Source organism: Maritimibacter sp., assembly GCF_016774595.1.
GTDB classification, from domain to species: domain Bacteria; phylum Pseudomonadota; class Alphaproteobacteria; order Rhodobacterales; family Rhodobacteraceae; genus Maritimibacter; species Maritimibacter alkaliphilus.
In genome coordinates, this window is record NZ_JACBWT010000002.1 from 1,743,489 (window position 1) to 1,761,738 (window position 18,250).

Sequence of the window (18,250 nt, forward strand, 5' to 3'; positions counted from 1 at the left end):
TTCACACGCGAGGTGACCCATGTCCCGCGCTGATCTGCCCATTGCCCTTTCCATCGGCGAGCCTGCCGGAATCGGTCCCGAAATCATCGCGAAAGCGTGGGAGCGGCTGGGCGCCGAACTCCCCTTCTTCGTGATCGGGGACGCGCGCCATATCGACGGCCCGGTCGAGACGATCTCGCACCCGTCCGAGGCGCATCGCGCGGTGCATCGCGGCGTTCCGGTGCTGACACGCGACTTCGGTCCGCCGCGCCGTCCGGGTGAGGTGCAGGCCGCCCATGCCGCGCATGTGATCGCTGCGATCCGGGACGGGGTGGCGCTGGTCATGCAGGGCGAAGCCGCCGCGCTGACCACTGCGCCGATCCACAAGAAGGCGTTGAAGGACGGCGCAGGGTTTTCCTTTCCCGGCCATACCGAATACCTCGCCCACCTTGCAGGCGTCGATGACGTGGTGATGATGCTCGCCTGTCCCGATCTGCGCGTGGTGCCCGCGACGATCCACATTCCGCTGGCTGAGGTGCCCTCAAGGCTGACCCGAGATCACCTTACCCGCGTGATCCGCATCACCCATGCGGCGCTGCAATCGCAGGGCTACGGCAATCCGCGCATCGCGGTCGCGGGGCTCAATCCCCATGCGGGCGAAGGCGGCGCGATCGGGCGGGAAGAGATCGAGACGATCATCCCCGTGCTAAATGATCTGCGCGCCGAAGGGCTGGCGCTTGCCGGGCCGCTACCCGCCGACACCATGTTCCATGCGGGCGCGCGCAAGGGCTATGACGTGGCGATTTGCATGTATCACGATCAGGCGCTGGTGCCGATCAAGACCATCGACTTCGCGGGCGGCGTGAACGTGACGCTGGGCTTGCCCTTTGTGCGCACCTCGCCCGATCACGGCACAGCCTTCGACATCGCGGGGCTGGGCCGCGCCGACCCGACATCGCTCATCGCCGCGCTGCGCATGGCGCGGGAGATGGCGGTATGAGCGCCATCGACGGCTTGCCGCCCTTGCGCGAGGTCATCGCGACCCACGGGCTTGTGGCGAAGAAGTCGCTGGGCCAGAACTTCCTACTCGACCTGAACCTCACCGCCAAGATCGCGCGGCAGGCGGGCGACCTGACCGCCTGCGACGTGCTGGAGGTCGGCCCCGGCCCCGGCGGCCTGACCCGTGGCCTGCTGGCCGAGGGGGCGCGCCGCGTGCTCGCGGTCGAGAAAGACGCCCGCGCCATGTCGGCGCTGGCCGAGATTTCCGACGCCTACCCCGGTCGGCTCGAAGTGCTGAACGCCGACGCGTTGGAGATCGACCCGCTGGCGCATCTGACGCCGCCGATCCGGATCGTCGCGAACCTGCCCTACAACGTGGGGACCGAGTTGCTCACCCGCTGGCTGACGCCGCCCACATGGCCGCCTGCGTGGTCGTCGCTGACGCTGATGTTCCAGAAGGAAGTCGCGGAGCGGATCGTGGCGAAACCGAAATCGAAAGCCTATGGACGACTGGCGATCCTGTCGCAATGGCGCACCGACGCGCGCATCGTCATGGAACTGCCGCCCGAAGCCTTCACCCCGCCGCCCAAGATCCGTTCGGCGGTGGTCCATCTGACGGCCCTGCCCGAGCCGCGCTATCCGGCGAACGCGGCGACGCTACAGCGGGTCACGGCCACCGCGTTTCAGCAGCGCCGCAAGATGCTCAGGGCGTCCTTGAAAGGCCTTGCGCCGGGGATCGAAGCCTTGCTGGAAAGCGTGGACATCACGCCGACCGCGCGGGCCGAGGAGATCGACCTCGAACATTTCTGCGCCTTGGCGCGGGCGTTGGACGCTGCGTGAGTTTCGAATTTCGCTGAAGCGAAATCCGATCCGAGCGGGGGCGCTGCCCCCCCCCGAGGTTTTTTAAAACAGAGAAGAGGCCGCGTTCGGGTCGTTCGGTGCGGAAAGGCGGCCGCCACCGACGTTGGCCGCGACGCCGGTCGTGGACGGGCAGGACGTGGAGAGGCCCCGGGCCACGCGCACGGCGAGATAGGCGAAGGCCTGCGCTTCGAGCATATCGCCGTCGAGGCCGACCTCCTCCACCGGGATTGCGGGAATGCCGGAGCGCGCGGCGATTTCGGCGACGAGCTTTGCGTTCTTGCGCCCACCCCCGCAGAGAAGCAGGCGGTCGGGCGGGGTCGGGCAATGCTCAAGCCCGCGTGCCACGGCCGCAGCGGCGCAGGCGGTCAGGGTCGCGGCGGCATCGGCATCGGCAAGGTCCGCAACGGCAGAGGCGAGGGTCGTGAACGCGTCACGGTCGAGCGACTTGGGAGGAACCCGGTAGAAATACGGGTGGTCGAGAAAGGCACCGACGATCCCGTCGTCCGCCGTGCCGGAGGCGGCCAGCGCCCCGTCCGCGTCGAACGCCACGCGCCGGCGCGCCCACATCAGGTCGTTGATCGGCGCGTTCGCGGGGCCGGTGTCGAAGGCCAGAAGCGCGCCCTCGTCCTCGGGCTTGTCGAAGGTCGGATCGACCCATGTGATGTTTCCGACCCCGCCCAGATTGAGGAACGCGACCGGCGTCGTCGCTTCAATCCACTTGGCCAGCGCGAAATGGTAGAACGGGGCGAGCGGCGCGCCCTCGCCCCCCAGCGTCACATCCGCCGTGCGGAAATCCCACGCCACCGGCAAACCGAGCGCCTGCGCCAGCCGGTCGCCGTCGCCCACCTGATGCGTCTGCCCCCGTCCGCGCGGGTCATGGGCCAGCGTCTGGCCGTGGAAGCCCACGATCTGTGCACCGTCGAACCCCGCAAGCGCGGCGACATGGGCCGCGTGGATTACCTCGGCGGCCTCGTCCACCCCCGGCTCGCCCGGCCAGCGGCCCAGAGCCGCGCGCAGCACGCCGGACTCGTTCTCGGAATAGGCGGAATAGCGCGCCGGGCCGAACGCGGAGATCGTTTCGCCATCGGTCAGGACCATCGCCGCATCGACCCCGTCCAGCGAGGTGCCCGACATCGCTCCGAGCGCCCAGATCGCGCGCGCCTCCATCATGGCTTTTCCTCCGCCCATGCCCCCGATATAGAGGCAGCACCCGCAGACAATGGACAGAAAACCGATGACCTACCACCCGAAATCAGACTTCATGCGCGTGATGATCGAGCGCGGCTATCTTGCCGACTGCACCGATTATCAGGCGCTGGACGAGGCCCTGACGAACGGCGTGGTGACGGCCTATATCGGCTACGACGCGACGGCGAAATCGCTGCACGTCGGGCATCTTCTGAACATCATGATGCTGCGCTGGCTGCAAAAGACCGGGCACAAGCCCATCACGCTGATGGGCGGCGGGACGACCAAGGTGGGCGACCCGTCCTTCCGTGCTGACGAACGGCCTTTGCTGGGACCGGAGCAGATCGACGCGAATATCGACGGGATGAAGCAGGTCTTCGCGAAGTACCTGTCCTATGGTGACGGCGAGACCGATGCGCTTATGCTCAATAACGCGGAATGGCTCGACGGGTTGAACTACCTCGAGTTCCTGCGCGACATCGGGCGGCATTTCTCGGTGAACCGGATGCTGTCCTTCGAGAGCGTGAAATCGCGGCTCGACCGGGAGCAGAGCCTGTCTTTTCTCGAATTCAATTACATGATACTGCAAGCCTACGACTTTCTCGAGCTCAATCGCCGCTATGGCTGCACGCTCCAGATGGGCGGGTCGGACCAGTGGGGCAACATCGTGAACGGGATCGATCTGACGCGCCGGGTGCTGGACCACGAGATTTATGGCCTGACCTCGCCGCTTCTGACCACGTCGGACGGCAAGAAGATGGGCAAGTCGCAGGGCGGGGCCATGTGGCTCAACGCCGATATGCTGTCGCCTTATGAGTTCTGGCAGTTCTGGCGCAACACGACCGACGCGGACGTGGGGCGGTTCCTGAAGCTTTACACGGAGTTGTCCGTCGAGGAGTGCGAGCGGCTTGCCGCCCTGCCCGGCAACCGGATCAACGAGGCCAAGATCGTTCTGGCGAACGAGGTGACGACGCTTTGCCACGGGGCGGAAGCTGCTGCGGCGGCGGAGGCCACGGCGCGCGAGGTGTTCGAGAAAGGTGGCGCGGGCGACGACCTGCCGACACTCACGCTGACGGCCGATGAGATCGGGGACGGCATCTCGATCACCCAGCTCATCACGCGGTCGGGGCTTGCCAAGACCGGCAAGGAGGCCAAGCGGCTGATCGCGGACAAAGGCGCCAAGTTGAACGACGCGGATGTGACCGATGCGGGGCTGATGATCACGGCCGCCGATCTGGACGCGCCGATCAAGCTGTCGGCGGGCAAGAAGCGTCATGCGCTGGTGACTTTGGGGTGAGTTTCGCCGCGGGCTGACGCCCCCGACGACCCGCCGGGGGCTCTGCCCCCGGACCCCCGAGGTTTTTTGAAACAGAGAAGAGGATCGAGGACGGTCGGGTGGAACGATATCGCACGATCATCCTTGGCGCGGGCGCCGCGGGCCTGATGTGCGCGGCGCATGCCGGGCCGGACACGCTGGTGCTGGATCACGCGAAGAAGCCGGGCGAGAAGATCCGGATTTCCGGTGGCGGGCGCTGCAATTTCACCAATCTCGACGTGACGCCCGCGAATTTCCTGTCCGAAAACAAGCATTTCCACAAATCGGCTCTGGCGCGCTACACCCAGTGGGATTTCATTGAACTGGTGTCGCACCATGGCATCGCGTGGCATGAAAAGACGCTGGGGCAGCTTTTTTGCGACGGGAAATCCACGCAGATCGTGGAGATGTTGCTGGCCGAGATGCGGGCGGCGGGCGCGGTATTGCGGTTGGAGGTCGCGATCACCTCGGTGAGCCATGCCGACGGGCGTTTCAAGGTAGAGACCGACGCGGGCGCCTTCACGGCTGAGACCCTCGTACTCGCCACGGGTGGCAAGTCGATCCCCAAGATGGGGGCGACGGGGCTGGCCTATGACCTTGCGCGGCAATTCGGGCATGACATCGTCACGCCGCGCCCGGCGCTGGTGCCGCTCACCTTCGGCGACCGTTTCGCGCCGATTTCGGGTGTGGCGACGCCGTGCCGCGCCTTCAACGACCGGATCGCCTTTGCCGAGGCGCTGCTTTTCACCCACCGTGGTCTGTCCGGTCCCGCCGTACTGCAACTGAGCAGCTATTGGCGCGAGGGCGAGGCGATCACGCTGGACATCTGCCCGCCGGGCCTGCTGGACACGCTCAAGGCCCAGCGGCAGACACAGGGGCGACATGCGCTGACCACCGAGCTGTCGCGCCACCTGCCCGCCCGTCTTGTGGAGTTCCTGGCGCCCGATCTGGGCCTTTCCGGCAACCTCGCCGACCAGTCCGACGCGCGGCTCGCCGAGATCTGCGCGGCGCTGGCCCACTGGACGCTCACACCCACCGGGTCCGAAGGTTATCGCACCGCCGAGGTGACGGCGGGCGGCGTGTCGACCGCGGGCCTGTCTTCGCAGACCATGGAATCCGCTCACCTGCCCGGCCTGTACGTGATCGGCGAAGCGGTCGACGTGACCGGCTGGCTGGGCGGCTACAACTTCCAATGGGCCTGGGCCTCGGGCGTGGCGGCGGGGCGGGCGATTGCGGCGCGGGGCTGAACCACCTGCCGATTTCCCGCTTTCGCCCCGGCGCTCGCACCGCTAGGTTTTCGCCAACCAAGGGGGTGCGCCATGAAGATCGCCAGTTACAACATCAACGGGATCAAGGCCCGCCTGCCCGCCGTCACCGACTGGCTGACCGAAGCCCAGCCTGATGTGGTGATCTTTCAGGAGATCAAGTCGGTGGACGAGAACTTCCCCCGCGAGCACTTCGAGGACATGGGATACAACGTTGAAACCCATGGACAAAAGTCGTTCAACGGGGTCGCGATCCTGTCGAAACGCCCGCTCGAAGACGTGGCGCGCGGCCTGCCGGGGGCGGAAGGCACCGGGCGCGACGGCGAGGATGACGAACAGGCGCGTTACATCGAGGCGACGGTCGTGGGCGACCAGAGCGCGGTGCGGATCTGCGGGCTTTACCTGCCCAATGGCAATCCCGTGGGCGACGAGAAATTCGCCTACAAGCTTCGGTGGATGGAACGGCTGGAAAAGCGCGCGAAAGAGCTTCTCGCGCTCGAGCAACCCTTCCTCATGGCCGGCGATTACAACGTGATCCCGCAGGGGATCGACGCGCTGCACCCGGAAAACTGGCAGGACGACGCGCTGTTTCAGCCCGAAAGCCGTGGCGCGTTCTGGCGGCTTCAGAACCTCGGGCTGACCGAGGCGTTCCGGGCGCGCAATCAGGCCGCCGAACAGTTCACCTTCTGGGATTTTCAGCGCGGCGCGTGGCAACGCAACGATGGTATCCGGATCGACCACTTCCTGCTCTCGCCGCAATGCGCGGACCTGCTTGAGGATTGCCAGATCGACAAGGAGGTGCGCGGGCGCGACAAGCCGTCGGACCATGTACCGATCTGGGTCGAGCTTGCCGCGTAACCCATGACGGAAGCACGCAAAATCATCATCGACACCGATCCGGGTCAGGACGATGCGGTGGCCATACTTCTGGCGCTCGCCTCGCCGGAGCTGGAGGTCTTGGGGATCACCGCCGTCGCCGGGAACGTGCCGCTGGGCCTGACCCAGAAGAACGCACGCATCGTGTGCGAGGTCGCGGGGCGGCGCGACGTGCGGGTCTTCGCCGGGTGCGACGCGCCGATGAAGCGCAAGCTCGTGACCGCCGAGCATGTCCATGGGCGCACCGGGCTGGACGGGCCGGAGTTGTTCGAGCCGACCATGCCGCTGCAATCCCGACACGCGGTGGATTTCATCATCGACACCCTGCGCGCCGAGCCGCCCGGAACCGTGACACTCGCCACGCTCGGGCCGCTCACAAACGTCGCCACCGCTTTCCACCGTGCGCCCGACATCGTGCCGCGCGTGGCCGAGGTCGTCAGCATGGGCGGGGCCTATTTCGAGGTGGGCAACATCACGCCTGCGGCTGAATTCAACATCTATGTCGACCCGGAAGCCGCTGAAATCGTGTTCAAATCCGGCGCGCCCGCCACGATCATGCCGCTTGACCTGACCCACAAGGCGCTGGTGACGAAACCCCGCAACGATGCGTTCCGCGCTTTGGGCACCCGCACGGGCACCTTCACCGCCGAGATGACCGAATTCTTCGAACGCTTCGACAAGGAGAAATACGGCTCCGAGGGCGCACCGCTCCACGATCCGACCGTCATCGCCTATCTGCTGGCGCCAGATCTGTTCACGGGCCGCTTCATCAATGTCGAGGTCGAGACGACGTCCGACCTCACGCTCGGGATGACCGTTGCGGACTGGTGGCGCGTGACGAACCGAGACGAGAACGCGACCTTCATGGGCGATATCGACGCCGACGGGTTCTTTTCGTTGCTGACCGAACGTCTTGCCCGTCTGCCCTGACGACCCTACCTTTTGGGTATGAGTATCAGTTTCGACAATTCCTATGCGCGCCTGCCCGAGGGCTTCTTCGCCCGGCAGGCCCCCGTTCCCGTGGCGACGCCCCGCATCGTCGCGCTCAACCGTGACCTCGCCGCCGAGTTGGGGATCGACCCGGACGCACTGACGGCCGAGGTTCTGGCGGGCAACGAGGTGCCGGAGGGGGCCGAGCCGCTGGCGCAGCTTTACGCCGGCCACCAGTTCGGAAACTTCGTGCCGCAATTGGGCGACGGCCGCGCGATTCTTCTTGGCGAAGTCATTGATACCAAGGGCAATCGGCGCGACATCCAGCTTAAGGGTTCCGGCCGCACGCCGTTTTCACGCGGTGGCGATGGGCGCGCGTGGCTCGGCCCGGTTCTGCGCGAATATGTGGTGTCGGAAGCCATGCACGCGCTCGGCATCCCGACGACCCGCGCGCTGGCTGCCGTCACCACGGGCGAGGACGTCATTCGCGAGCGGGTGCTGCCCGGTGCGGTCCTGACGCGCGTGGCGGCGAGCCATCTGCGGGTCGGCACGTTTCAGGTCTTCGCCTCGCGCGGCCAGACCGATGCGTTGCGCGACCTGACCGCCCATGCCATCGCCCGGCATTATCCCGATGCCCAAGGGCCGCTCGACCTCCTCTCCGCCGTGGTGGAGCGGCAGGCGGAGCTGATCGCGGCGTGGATGTCGGTGGGCTTCATCCACGGCGTCATGAACACGGACAACATGGCGATCTCGGGCGAGACGATCGACTATGGTCCCTGCGCCTTCATGGATGCCTATCACCCGAACATGGTGTTCTCGTCCATCGACCAGATGGGCCGCTACGCGTTTCAGAACCAGCCGAACATGGCGGTCTGGAACCTCGCGCAACTGGCCTCGGCGCTTCTGCCGCTGATCGACGAGGATGACGACAAGGCCATCGAACTGGCCGAAGATCGGCTGCACGCCTTCCCCGACCTCTTCGGCGCGGCTTGGGCGCGGCGGTTTCGCGCCAAGATCGGCCTGACCACCGAAGAGCCGGGCGACGGCGCGCTCATTCAGGGGCTGTTGTCGCGCATGGCCGCGTCGCAGGCCGATTTCACCAATACCTTCCGCGCCTTGTCGACCGGCGATGCCTCGTCCCACCTGACCGATGCGGGCGCGTGGGACAGCTGGGCCCCTGACTGGCGCGCGCGGCTGGAGCGGCAAGGGTCGGACGGTGGCGCGGTAATGCGGGCCGCGAACCCCGCCGTGATCCCGCGCAACCACCGGATCGAAGAGGCTATTCAGGCCGGTGTGGCGGGCGATTTCGCGCCGTTTCACAAATTGAACGACGTTCTCGCGCGCCCCTTCGACGACGGACCGGAAACGAATGACTTCGCGAAGCCGCCCAGACCCGAAGAGCGGGTCATGCGCACCTTCTGCGGAACCTAGTCGTCGCTGCGGCCCACGCCCATTGTGCGCGAGTGGGTCTCCAGCCGGTCGAGATGCGTTTCGACTTTCCCGTCGGTCTCGATCTCACGCGCCGCGCGCCGGAAGAATCGGCGATTGCGCAGGATGAACTCGGATATGATGGCCGAAAGCCCGTAGCGCGAGCGGAATTTGAGGAAGGCATAGCCGGACATCGCCGCAAGCCCGGCGCCGAAACAGTCGACCATCAGGTCCGTCATGGTATCGACGAGGCCGGATTTCTGCATGTTCATGCCGAACAGCTGATCCATGCCGAACTCGAAAATCTCCCACACCGCGCCGATGGTGACGGCGAAGGAAAACGAGATGCCCGCGACCGCATAGGGCGGAGCCGCGTATTGATCGCCCTCGAACATCAACAGCGTCAGGACGACGCCGACGATCCCGAACCCCATGGCCGAGGTGCCGTGCAGGAACAAATCCCACCACCAGAATCGCTCGTAAAAATTGAAGGCCTCGCCAAGAAACACGGTGCCGAACAGAAACAGCACGATGCCCGAATAGAAGTAGACCGGGATCTTGAGGTGCCAGCGTTCGGCCATGAAGGCGGGCGCGAAGGACAGCGCAAGGGTCGCCAGACCCACCGCACCGATCATCAGGTCGCCCAGCACGAATGCGGCGACACTGGCCACGATGAGGATCGCCCAGACGGTGTATGTGATGAAGGAGTGACCGCGTAGCATCCGGATCATTTAGTCGCAGGGCAACATCCGTTCAATTGGCGCGTTGAAATCCCATATGATCGGATGAGACATGAAACTTGCAAGCTACAACATCCGCAAGGCCGTTGGCCGGGACCGGCGCCGTGATCCGGGCCGGGTGATCGAGGTCATCAACAGCCTCGCCGCGGATGTGGTGGTGTTGCAGGAGGCCGACCGGCGCTTGGGCCAGCGGCCCACCGCCCTGCCCCGCAGGATGATCGAGGACCATACCGACCTGATCCCCGCCCCGCTCGCCACCAACGACGTCTCGCTCGGCTGGCACGGCAATGCCGTGCTCGTGCGGCGCGGGCTGGCGGTGACCGGGGTCGAGCGTTTCGACCTGCCCTCGCTGGAGCCGCGCGGCGCGGTCGCGGTCGAGATCGAGGGGCGGTTTCGCGTGACCGGCGCGCATCTGGCCCTCATGCGCCGCTATCGCCACCAGCAGTTGCGCGAACTGCGCCGGGTTCTGGGCGACAAGGCGCTCGCCACCGTGGTTATGGGCGACTTCAACGAATGGTCCCTGCGAAACGGGATGGAGGAGCTGTCGCGCGGCTTTCACCTTCACGCCCCCGGCGCGACCTATCCCACGATGCGCCCGGTCGCGCATCTGGACCGCTTCGCCTTTTCGCACGATCTGGAACTGACGGGCAGCGGCGTTCATGCCACCGAACTGGCGCGCATCGCGTCCGATCACCTGCCGGTCTGGGCCGAGGTCAGGACGACTGACGCGGCGGCATCGACGCTCCCGTCGGCGGCAGGGGCGAACGCCGCACGCGGTTGATGAGGATGATCCCGAGGACGACGAGGCCGAGTTGCGCGAGCAGCGCCCAAGTCACCCGTTCGCCAAGGATCAGCCACCCCAGCGTGACCCCGATCACCGGCGACAGAAAGGCGAAGGATGCGATGTTCGACGCCTTGTAGCGGTTGAGAAGCCAGAACCACGCAAGGAAAGACGCGGTCGCGACGAAGACGATCTGAAACGCCAGCCCCGCCCAGTGCCACGGCTGAATGTCGCGGATGGCCGGACCGAAGAAGCTGGCCGCGATCAGAAGAACGGGGCCGGAGACGAGCACCTGCCAGAACATCTGCATCTCGGACGACACCTCGCGCACGCGCGTGGTGCGCGCGACGAGCGCCAGCGCCGTCCAGCCGAACGCGCCGAGCAGGGCCAGCAGATCACCCTTGAGCGACGCGGTGCCGCCGCCGCCCTGATCCGCGATCGCCCAGGCCACCCCGCCGAAAGCCAGCGCAAGGCCGACCGCTTTGGGGATCGTCAACCGCTCGCCCGGCAACAGGAAATGCGCGGCGAGGGTCAGCCAGATCGGCATGGAGTAGAAAATCACCGAGGTGCGGGTGACCGTAGTCAGATCGAGCGCGAGGAAAAGGCCGAGGAATTCGACGGTGAAACACAGGCCGATGGCGATGCCGGGCAGGATCGTCCCGCTCTTGAAGTCGAGCTTCTGTCCGCGAAACCTGATCCACATCCAGACGAGAATCGTCGCCCCGACCGACCGAAGCCCCGCCGCGAATACAGGCTGCAACCCCTCGTTCACCAGTTTGACGATGACGTGGTTGAAGCCCAGCACGAGCGAAACGCAGATCAGCATTCCGGCGCCCAGAAGCGTGAGATTTGATTTCTCCTCCATGGCCGCGACAGGACGCTTAACATGTTCGGAAGTCAACCGATGACGCGGCGTTTGTGTGCTAGGCGCGCATGGGGGTGCGTGTTACCGTCGGCCAAAACCGCGCAGTGGGACAGTCATGAATTTCCTTCAGATCGCCTCGCTCCTGATCGTGCTCGCTGGCGCGTTCGGGGCCATCAACTACCTGTTTTTAAAGCTGCCTTCGGCCATCGGCATCCTGATCGTGTCGCTGGTATCGTCGATGATAATTCTGCTGATCGAACTGATTACGCCGCAGACGGTTTTCGCCGAAACGGTCACGGAAGTGGTCAGATACGTCGATTTCTCGGACACGCTGCTCGAAGGGATGCTGGGGCTTTTGCTGTTCGCGGGCGCGTTGCACGTGAAGATCTCGGACCTGCGGGAGCAGTGGCGGGTCGTGTTCCTCATGGCCACCATGGGCGTGGGGCTGTCCACCCTGATCGTGGGCACCGGGTTTTCCTACATCACCGGAATGCCGTTCCTGATCGCGCTGGTCTTCGGCGCGCTGATTTCGCCCACCGATCCGGTGGCGGTGCTGGGCGTGCTGCGGGACGCGAGCCTGCGCAAGTCGCTGGAGACCAAGATCGCGGGCGAATCGCTGTTCAATGACGGCGTCGGTTACGTCGTCTACCTCGTTCTCGTCGGCCTCGCCTTTCCCGTGGTCACGGGTCATGGCGCGGACAGCCATGCGACGGGCGGCCTTGCGGATGCGGCCAAGCTCTTTTTCGTCGAGGCGGGCGGCGGCGTGCTGCTGGGTCTCGCGCTCGGGTGGCTCACCTTCCGGCTCATGCGGCTGATCGACGACTACTCGCTCGAAGTGCTCATCACGCTGGGCCTTGCCTTCGGTGGCTATGAACTGGCCGTCGCGCTGCATGTGTCGGGGCCGATCATGGCGGTGACCGCCGGGCTGCTCATCGGCGACGTGGGCGCGAAACACGGGATGAGCGAGGAGACGCGCAAATATATCGATGCCTTCTGGCGGCTGATCGACGAGATCCTGAACGCGGTCCTGTTCCTGCTCATCGGGTTCGAGGTGTTCATCGTGCCGTTCAACGGCGACACGGTGATCGCCGGTCTGCTCGCCATCGTGCTGGCGCTGGTCGCGCGGCTCGCCGCCGTGGCGATCCCGGTCGTGATCCTGAAACCGTTCCGCGATTTCTCGCCCGGTGTGATCCCGATCATGACTTGGGGCGGTTTGAAGGGCGGCATTTCGGTCGCGCTCGCCCTGTCGTTGCCCGACAGCGAATGGAAGCCCACGATCCTCGCCGCGACCTATATCGTCGTCGTGTTCTCGATCATCGTGCAGGGGTTGTCGATCAAGAAGGTCGCGACCAAGCTGGGCCGCGAACCGGAACTGGTGTGATCGCATGACCGACTATCTCGTCTACGACGTCTTCACCGACCGACCGTTCGGGGGCAATCCGCTGGCGATCATTCCGAACGCGGCGGAGCTGCCCGAAGAGCGGCTTCAGCGCATCGCGCGGGAGTTCAACTTCTCGGAAACCGTGTTTCTTTACCCGCCCGAAGGCGAAGGCGTGGCCAAGGTCCGCATCTTCACCCCGATGTCCGAAGTGCCCTTCGCGGGGCATCCGGTGATCGGGACCGTCGTCATGCTGGGCGAGGCCGGGCTTGGCCCCGACTTCGTGCTGGAACTGGGCGTCGGCCCGATGGCGGTGCGCGTCGAAGACGGCCACTCTTCGTTTGAGAACCGTGTGCCGCTGGAGCATGTGGCGACCCCCGACAAGGCGCTGGTCGCCCGCGCGCTCGGCACGCCCGAGGCGACGATCCTCGGCGAACCGGTCATGGCGGGCGTCGGCCTGCCGTTCACCTTCACCGAACTGGTGGATCGGGCCGCGCTGTCCGACCTCGTCCCCGACACGAGCGCCTTTCGCGAAGGGGCGACGCGGTATCCGTCCGGGCTGGATTTCGCGCAATGCGCCTATACGCGTGTGGACGGGCGGGTTCACATGCGGATGTTCGCCCCGCTCGACAATGTGCCCGAAGACCCGGCCACCGGATCGGCGGCGGCCGCGCTCGGCGCGCTTCTGTGCCGCGAAGCGGGCGGTCCCGTGAGCCTCACGATCCATCAGGGCGAGGATATGGGGCGCCCGTCCGTGATCGGGGTCGAGGCCGAACCGGGCCGCGTCACCGTCAGCGGGCGCGCGATCCGGGTCATGGAGGGAAAGCTGGTCATATGAGCGTCTGGGTGCTGCTTTTGCGCGGGATCAACGTGGGCGGCACCGGCAAGCTGCCGATGGCCGACCTCAAGACGCATATGGCGGCGCTGGGGGCGGAAGCCCCCGAAACCTACATCCAGTCCGGCAATGCGGTGTTCGAGGGCGACATCGACCCCGCCGCCTTCGCCACCGCCCTGACCGAGCGGATCGAGGCCCTGCACGGCCACGCGCCCCGCACGCTCGTCCTGCGGGGGCAAGACATCATCGACGCGCGGGACGCCTATCCTTTCGCCGAGGGGCTCGATCACCCGAAGTTCGCGAACATCTGGTTCTGCACGAACGCCCCCGACGCGCCGGACCTTGCCCGGCTCGAAGACCTCGCCACCGGGACCGAACGCTTCGCGCTCAAGGGGCGATGGTTCTTCCTCGACGCGCCGGACGGGATCGGACGGTCGAAACTGGCCGAACGGGTGGAAAAGGCGCTGGGCGTGCCCGCGACCGCGCGCAACCTCAACACCGTGACCAAACTCGCCCGGATGGTCGAAGCCCGTCAGACGCCGGGCCAGACGTAGTAGACGATCTCGTGCCCGAACTCCGGGTGCGCTTTGGTGTGGGTCGCCTGCATCCCGCCCCGCTCATAAAACGCCCGCGCGCGCCAGTTGGCGGCTGGGGTGTAGAGCGTGAAACCATCCGGCATCCGGTCCTTGGCCATCCGAAAGAAGGCAGACCCCAGCCCCTGCCCGATAAAGGCGGGCGCGAGGAAGATCTGCCCGAGCACGCGGTCGGCGGGATGGACCGCGAGAAACCCCGCGAGCGTGCCCGCCTCGAACGCGAGCGTCACCGACCACCCTTCCCCGAAGTCCTCCGCCAGCCGCCCTTCAAGGTCCGGAACCGGCGGTAAAAACGCCTCGCCCAGCCCCATGAGCGCGGCGCTTTCCCGCCAGAGTGCGGCCACGGCGGGGTGGTCAGAGGCCCGCATGGGACGGAACTGGAAGTCTGCCATGCGGCCCCCGCTCTTTCATTGCCGCCAACCGCGCCGCGCGAAACCTGTATCCACGCGACCCCTTTCCGCCGCCGCAAGCGCACGATAAGGAGGCCGGACCATTTCACCCCGGGAGGCACCCATGGACAACATCCGCGGCGCATTGTTCATGACGCTCGCCATGGGGCTTTTCGCCTCGGAAGACGTGCTGATCAAGATGGTTCTCGACCGCGTGCCGATGGGGGTCGTGCTGATCGCCGTGGGTGGCGTGGGGGCGATCGTCTTTGCACTGATGGCCCAGATGCGCGGACATTCGGCCTTCACCCGGCAGTTCTTCCATCCGGTCATCGTCATCCGGAATCTGGGCGAGCTGGTCGGCACCGCCTGTTTCGTCATCGGCCTGACTCAGGTGCCGCTCGGCCTTCTGTCCGCGCTGCTTCAGGCCAATCCGCTGTTCGTGAACATCGGCGCGATCCTGTTTCTCGGCATGACCGTGGGCTGGCGGCGCTGGCTGGCCATCGGCGTGGGGTTGATCGGTGTCGTGGTCATCCTGCGCCCCGGCTTCGACGCCTTCCAACCCTCGGCGCTGTTGGGGTTGGGCGCGGCCATCGGGCTGGCGGTGCGCGACGTGGCCACGCGGATCACGCCGCAGGGCATCCATACGCTTCAGACGTCGAGCTGGGGCTTCCTGATGGGCACGATCTCGGGCGCGCTGCTTTTGGTCGTCGACCCGCCCGTTCTGCCCTCTGCGGGCGATGCGGGCATTCTGATCGCCGCCACGGCGCTTGGTATGGCCGGGTATTACCTGCTGACGCGCGCCATGCAGACGGGCGACGTGCCCGCCGTCACCCCGTTCCGCTATACCCGTCTGGTCTATGCGATGATCTTCGCGCTGGTGTTCTTCGCCGAGGTGCCGGACGCGCTGACGCTTCTGGGCGCCGCCCTGATCGTGGGGGCCGGTGTCTATACGCTCCTGCGCGAGGCGCGCGTCAGCCGTGCGGCGCGCCGCGCGAAACCCGTCGCCTCGCCCGTGCGCCCGACCTGATTATTCGGCGGGCGTGAGGTCCGCCGCCCTGGCCCCCGGCTGGATCGTCGGCGGCGCGCCGTTCAGCGCATCGCGGGCAAACCCGGCGGCCGCCTGATAGCGCGCCATGAAGTCGCGCCGTTCGGCTTCGGGAATCACGTCGTCGATGTCGTCGAACTCGCCGCCGCAGCGTTCGTCGACCATGTTGAGCAGACCGAAGGGCCCCGCGCCCCGGTTGCGCAGCACCACTTCGCCGATAGGCCCGGCCATCTGCGCGTCATAGGCGGCAAGCGCGGCAGGCGTCGGCCCGTGCGCAACGATCATGGCCCCCAGAACCCGCGCGTCGATCACCGCCTGCGACGCGCCGTTCGACCCGGTGGGATACATGGCATGGGCCGCATCCCCCATGAGGGCCACGTTCCCGTCGATCCAGCAGTCGATCGGATCGCGGTCGATCATCGGGTTCTCATAGGCCACATCGGCCTTGGCGAGCAGATCGGGCACGTCCAGCCAATCGTACTTGAACCCGTCGAAATGGTGGGCGAACGCGTCGATCTCGACCGGGCGGAACCAGCCCGACTTTTCCCAGCCGGACGCCGGATCGACCGTCATCTCGGCGATCCAGTTGATGAGCGCCAGCCCCGTCTCGGGGTCCGGGTGGCTGATCGGATAGATCACCATGCGGTGCTTGTGTGTCCCGAGGCCGACGAAGGACGACCCCGTGCGGATCGGCTCTGCCAGCGTCGTGCCGCGCCACATGATCGCGCCGCCCCAGTTGATCGGCGGCTGATCCGGGTGCATCTGTGCGCGGATCGCCGAATGGATACCGTCGGCCCCGATCAGGAGCGTTCCGGTTTCCTCCTGCGTGCCGCCCTCGGTCTCGACGAAGGCCGTCACGGTCCCGTCGTCATTGTTGCGATACCCCGTCACACGGGCGCCGAGGCGCAGCGCATCGGCCCCGGCCCGCGCGGTGAACGTGTCGGCCAGCAGCATGTGGAACTGCCCGCGATGCACGGCGTATTGCGGCCAGTTGTAGCCAGCGAGCGTGCCGCGTTCTTCCGAATAGATGTCGTTGCCGTTCAGACCCACGAGCGCCCATTCCTTCGCGGGAACACCGACACCGTCCAGCGCCTCGGCCCCGATCCCCAGATCGTAAAGCTCGCGCACCGCATTGGGTTGCAGGTTGATGCCGACGCCAAGGGGGCGAAGCTCGCGCACGCCCTCGAACACCACGCAATCCACGCCGATCTGGTTCAGCGTCAGTGCGGTGGCCAGCCCGCCGATCCCGCCGCCTGCGATCAATACCCGTGGTGCCATCGTCCCCTCCCCGAAAAAAGCCCCGTGTGAATAGCACGCGAAACCCGAACCACAATGGTTCAATCGCCGCACCGTTGGCGCAACCGCCCTTTTCCTTGCCTTCCGTGGCCGTTAGAACCCGCATCAAGCAAGTCATTCAGACGGGGACGCCTCATGAGCATCATCATCGACATTTTCGCCCGCGAAATCCTCGACAGCCGGGGCAACCCGACCGTCGAAGTGGACGTGATCCTGGAAGACGGCACGATGGGCCGCGCGGCCGTGCCCTCGGGTGCCTCGACCGGCGCCCACGAAGCCGTGGAAAAGCGCGACGGCGACAAGAGCCGTTACATGGGCAAGGGCGTGTTGGAAGCGGTCAATGCCGTGAACGGCGAAATTGCCGAGGAACTCGCCGGCATGGACGCGACCGAGCAGGAACTGCTGGACCGCGCCATGATCGAGCTTGACGGAACGCCGAACAAGGCCCGTCTTGGCGCAAACGCCATCCTCGGCGTGTCGCTGGCCGCCGCGAAAGCCGCCGCCGATTTCTCGATGCTGCCGCTCTACCGCTACGTGGGCGGCTCGTCGGCGCGGGTTCTGCCGGTGCCGATGATGAACATCATCAACGGCGGCGAACATGCCGACAACCCGATCGACATTCAGGAATTCATGATCATGCCGGTGAGCGCGGGCAACATCCGCGACGCCGTGCGCATGGGGTCCGAAGTGTTCCACACGCTGAAGAAAGAGCTGTCGGCGGCGGGCCTGTCCACGGGTCTGGGCGACGAAGGCGGCTTCGCGCCTGCGTTGGGTTCGACCAACGAGGCCCTCGATTTCATCCTGAAATCCATCGAAAAAGCGGGCTACAAGCCGGGTGAGGACATCTACCTCGCCCTCGATTGCGCCTCGACCGAATATTACAAGAACGGCAAGTACGAGATGGTGGGCGAAGGCAAATCGCTGACCTCGGAAGAAAACGCCGATTACCTCGCAGCGCTCTGCGACGCCTATCCGATCATCTCGATCGAAGACGGCATGTCGGAAGACGACTGGGATGGCTGGAAGCTGCTGACTGACAAGATCGGCGACAAGGTGCAGCTTGTGGGCGACGACCTGTTCGTGACCAACCCGGCGCGCCTGGCCGACGGGATCAAGAAAGGCGTCGCGAACTCGATGCTGGTCAAGGTGAACCAGATCGGCTCGCTGTCGGAAACGCTGAAGGCGGTCGATATGGCCCATCGTGCGCGCTACACCAATGTGATGAGCCACCGCTCGGGCGAGACCGAGGATGCGACCATCGCCGACCTCGCCGTGGCCACGAACTGCGGTCAGATCAAGACCGGCTCGCTGGCACGGTCCGACCGGCTTGCGAAATACAACCAGCTGATCCGCATCGAGGAAGCCCTTGGTGAAACGGCGGAATATGCAGGGCGTTCGATCCTGAAGTGATCCGCGCCACGTGAACGAGCCAAGGCCCGCCCACCCGGCGGGCCTTTTTCGTTGCGCTCACCGTCCAATGCGACAAG

General features: G+C 65.9%; 18 protein-coding genes. 13 read left to right on the forward strand and 5 right to left on the reverse strand.

The window, feature by feature from the left end; genetic code table 11:
* The first annotated feature begins 19 nt into the window (after positions 1-19).
* Together pdxA and rsmA are read left to right on the forward strand one after the other, a co-directional pair.
* Positions 20-979: a 4-hydroxythreonine-4-phosphate dehydrogenase PdxA gene (gene pdxA / locus HOY44_RS19720; protein ID WP_287437131.1), complete on the forward strand. Its 960-nt coding sequence runs from the start codon at positions 20-22 to the stop codon at positions 977-979.
* On the forward strand, positions 976-1,818 hold the full coding sequence (gene rsmA, locus HOY44_RS19725) for a 16S rRNA (adenine(1518)-N(6)/adenine(1519)-N(6))-dimethyltransferase RsmA (RefSeq protein WP_287437133.1): 843 nt from the start codon (positions 976-978) through the stop codon (positions 1,816-1,818). The genes pdxA and rsmA overlap by 4 nt, the downstream gene beginning before the upstream one ends.
* Before the next feature lie 63 nt (positions 1,819-1,881).
* On the opposite strand, the gene HOY44_RS19730 is transcribed toward rsmA, so the two are convergent.
* Positions 1,882-3,009, reverse strand: coding sequence for an anhydro-N-acetylmuramic acid kinase (locus tag HOY44_RS19730; RefSeq protein WP_287437135.1), 1,128 nt, complete (start codon positions 3,007-3,009; stop codon positions 1,882-1,884).
* 64 nt (positions 3,010-3,073) lie between these two features.
* On the opposite strand from HOY44_RS19730, the gene tyrS reads away from it, so the two are divergent.
* From tyrS to HOY44_RS19755, 5 genes are all read left to right on the forward strand, one after another.
* Entirely contained in the window at positions 3,074-4,324 is a 1,251-nt protein-coding gene (tyrS, locus tag HOY44_RS19735) for a tyrosine--tRNA ligase (RefSeq protein WP_287437137.1), read from the forward strand.
* A gap of 146 nt (positions 4,325-4,470) precedes the next feature.
* A complete protein-coding gene (locus HOY44_RS19740) occupies positions 4,471-5,589 on the forward strand; it encodes a BaiN/RdsA family NAD(P)/FAD-dependent oxidoreductase (RefSeq protein ID WP_502710712.1) in 1,119 nt (372 codons plus the stop codon).
* A gap of 72 nt (positions 5,590-5,661) precedes the next feature.
* Positions 5,662-6,465, forward strand: coding sequence for an exodeoxyribonuclease III (gene xth / locus HOY44_RS19745; protein WP_287437141.1), 804 nt, complete (start codon positions 5,662-5,664; stop codon positions 6,463-6,465).
* A gap of 3 nt (positions 6,466-6,468) precedes the next feature.
* Complete coding sequence (locus HOY44_RS19750) at positions 6,469-7,413, forward strand: nucleoside hydrolase (RefSeq protein ID WP_287437143.1); 945 nt, start codon at positions 6,469-6,471, stop codon at positions 7,411-7,413.
* Positions 7,414-7,425: 12 nt separating this feature from the next.
* Positions 7,426-8,844 (forward strand): protein adenylyltransferase SelO, encoded by a 1,419-nt coding sequence (locus HOY44_RS19755; RefSeq protein WP_502710706.1) that lies wholly within the window; start codon positions 7,426-7,428, stop codon positions 8,842-8,844.
* Here HOY44_RS19755 and HOY44_RS19760 read toward each other — a convergent pair.
* A complete protein-coding gene (locus HOY44_RS19760) occupies positions 8,841-9,563 on the reverse strand; it encodes a DUF2238 domain-containing protein (RefSeq protein WP_235889006.1) in 723 nt (240 codons plus the stop codon). The genes HOY44_RS19755 and HOY44_RS19760 overlap by 4 nt on opposite strands.
* Before the next feature lie 70 nt (positions 9,564-9,633).
* Between HOY44_RS19760 and HOY44_RS19765 the strand changes: the two genes are divergently transcribed.
* Complete coding sequence (locus HOY44_RS19765) at positions 9,634-10,362, forward strand: endonuclease/exonuclease/phosphatase family protein (RefSeq protein WP_287437148.1); 729 nt, start codon at positions 9,634-9,636, stop codon at positions 10,360-10,362.
* Here the strand turns inward: HOY44_RS19765 and HOY44_RS19770 are convergent.
* Positions 10,295-11,227 (reverse strand): DMT family transporter, encoded by a 933-nt coding sequence (locus tag HOY44_RS19770; protein WP_287437150.1) that lies wholly within the window; start codon positions 11,225-11,227, stop codon positions 10,295-10,297. The genes HOY44_RS19765 and HOY44_RS19770 overlap by 68 nt on opposite strands.
* A 115-nt stretch (positions 11,228-11,342) precedes the next feature.
* Between HOY44_RS19770 and HOY44_RS19775 the strand changes: the two genes are divergently transcribed.
* From HOY44_RS19775 to HOY44_RS19785, 3 genes are read left to right on the forward strand one after another with little or no spacing between them, the layout of a single operon-like run.
* On the forward strand, positions 11,343-12,608 hold the full coding sequence (locus HOY44_RS19775) for a cation:proton antiporter (RefSeq protein WP_287437152.1): 1,266 nt from the start codon (positions 11,343-11,345) through the stop codon (positions 12,606-12,608).
* Positions 12,609-12,612: 4 nt separating this feature from the next.
* Positions 12,613-13,443, forward strand: coding sequence for a PhzF family phenazine biosynthesis protein (locus HOY44_RS19780; RefSeq protein WP_287437153.1), 831 nt, complete (start codon positions 12,613-12,615; stop codon positions 13,441-13,443).
* Positions 13,440-13,994, forward strand: a complete 555-nt coding sequence (locus tag HOY44_RS19785; RefSeq protein WP_287437155.1) for a DUF1697 domain-containing protein — start codon at positions 13,440-13,442, stop codon at positions 13,992-13,994. Before HOY44_RS19780 ends, HOY44_RS19785 begins: the two co-directional genes overlap by 4 nt.
* On the opposite strand, the gene HOY44_RS19790 is transcribed toward HOY44_RS19785, so the two are convergent.
* The gene (locus tag HOY44_RS19790) at positions 13,973-14,425 is read right to left on the reverse strand and encodes a GNAT family N-acetyltransferase (RefSeq protein WP_287437157.1); all 453 of its coding nucleotides are present in this window, start codon (positions 14,423-14,425) and stop codon (positions 13,973-13,975) included. The two genes, HOY44_RS19785 and HOY44_RS19790, sit on opposite strands and share 22 nt — an antisense overlap.
* Positions 14,426-14,546: 121 nt before the next feature.
* Here HOY44_RS19790 and HOY44_RS19795 point away from each other — a divergent pair, with 121 nt between their 5' ends.
* Positions 14,547-15,449 carry a DMT family transporter gene (locus HOY44_RS19795; protein ID WP_287437159.1) on the forward strand — a complete coding sequence of 301 codons (903 nt, stop codon included), beginning with the start codon at positions 14,547-14,549 and terminating at the stop codon, positions 15,447-15,449.
* Here HOY44_RS19795 and HOY44_RS19800 read toward each other — a convergent pair whose 3' ends face one another.
* Positions 15,450-16,745 (reverse strand): flavin-dependent oxidoreductase, encoded by a 1,296-nt coding sequence (locus HOY44_RS19800; protein ID WP_287437161.1) that lies wholly within the window; start codon positions 16,743-16,745, stop codon positions 15,450-15,452.
* Between the two features lie 153 nt (positions 16,746-16,898).
* Between HOY44_RS19800 and eno the strand changes: the two genes are divergently transcribed.
* The gene (eno, locus tag HOY44_RS19805; protein WP_287437162.1) at positions 16,899-18,173 is read left to right on the forward strand and encodes a phosphopyruvate hydratase; all 1,275 of its coding nucleotides are present in this window, start codon (positions 16,899-16,901) and stop codon (positions 18,171-18,173) included.
* Positions 18,174-18,250: the final 77 nt, after the last annotated feature.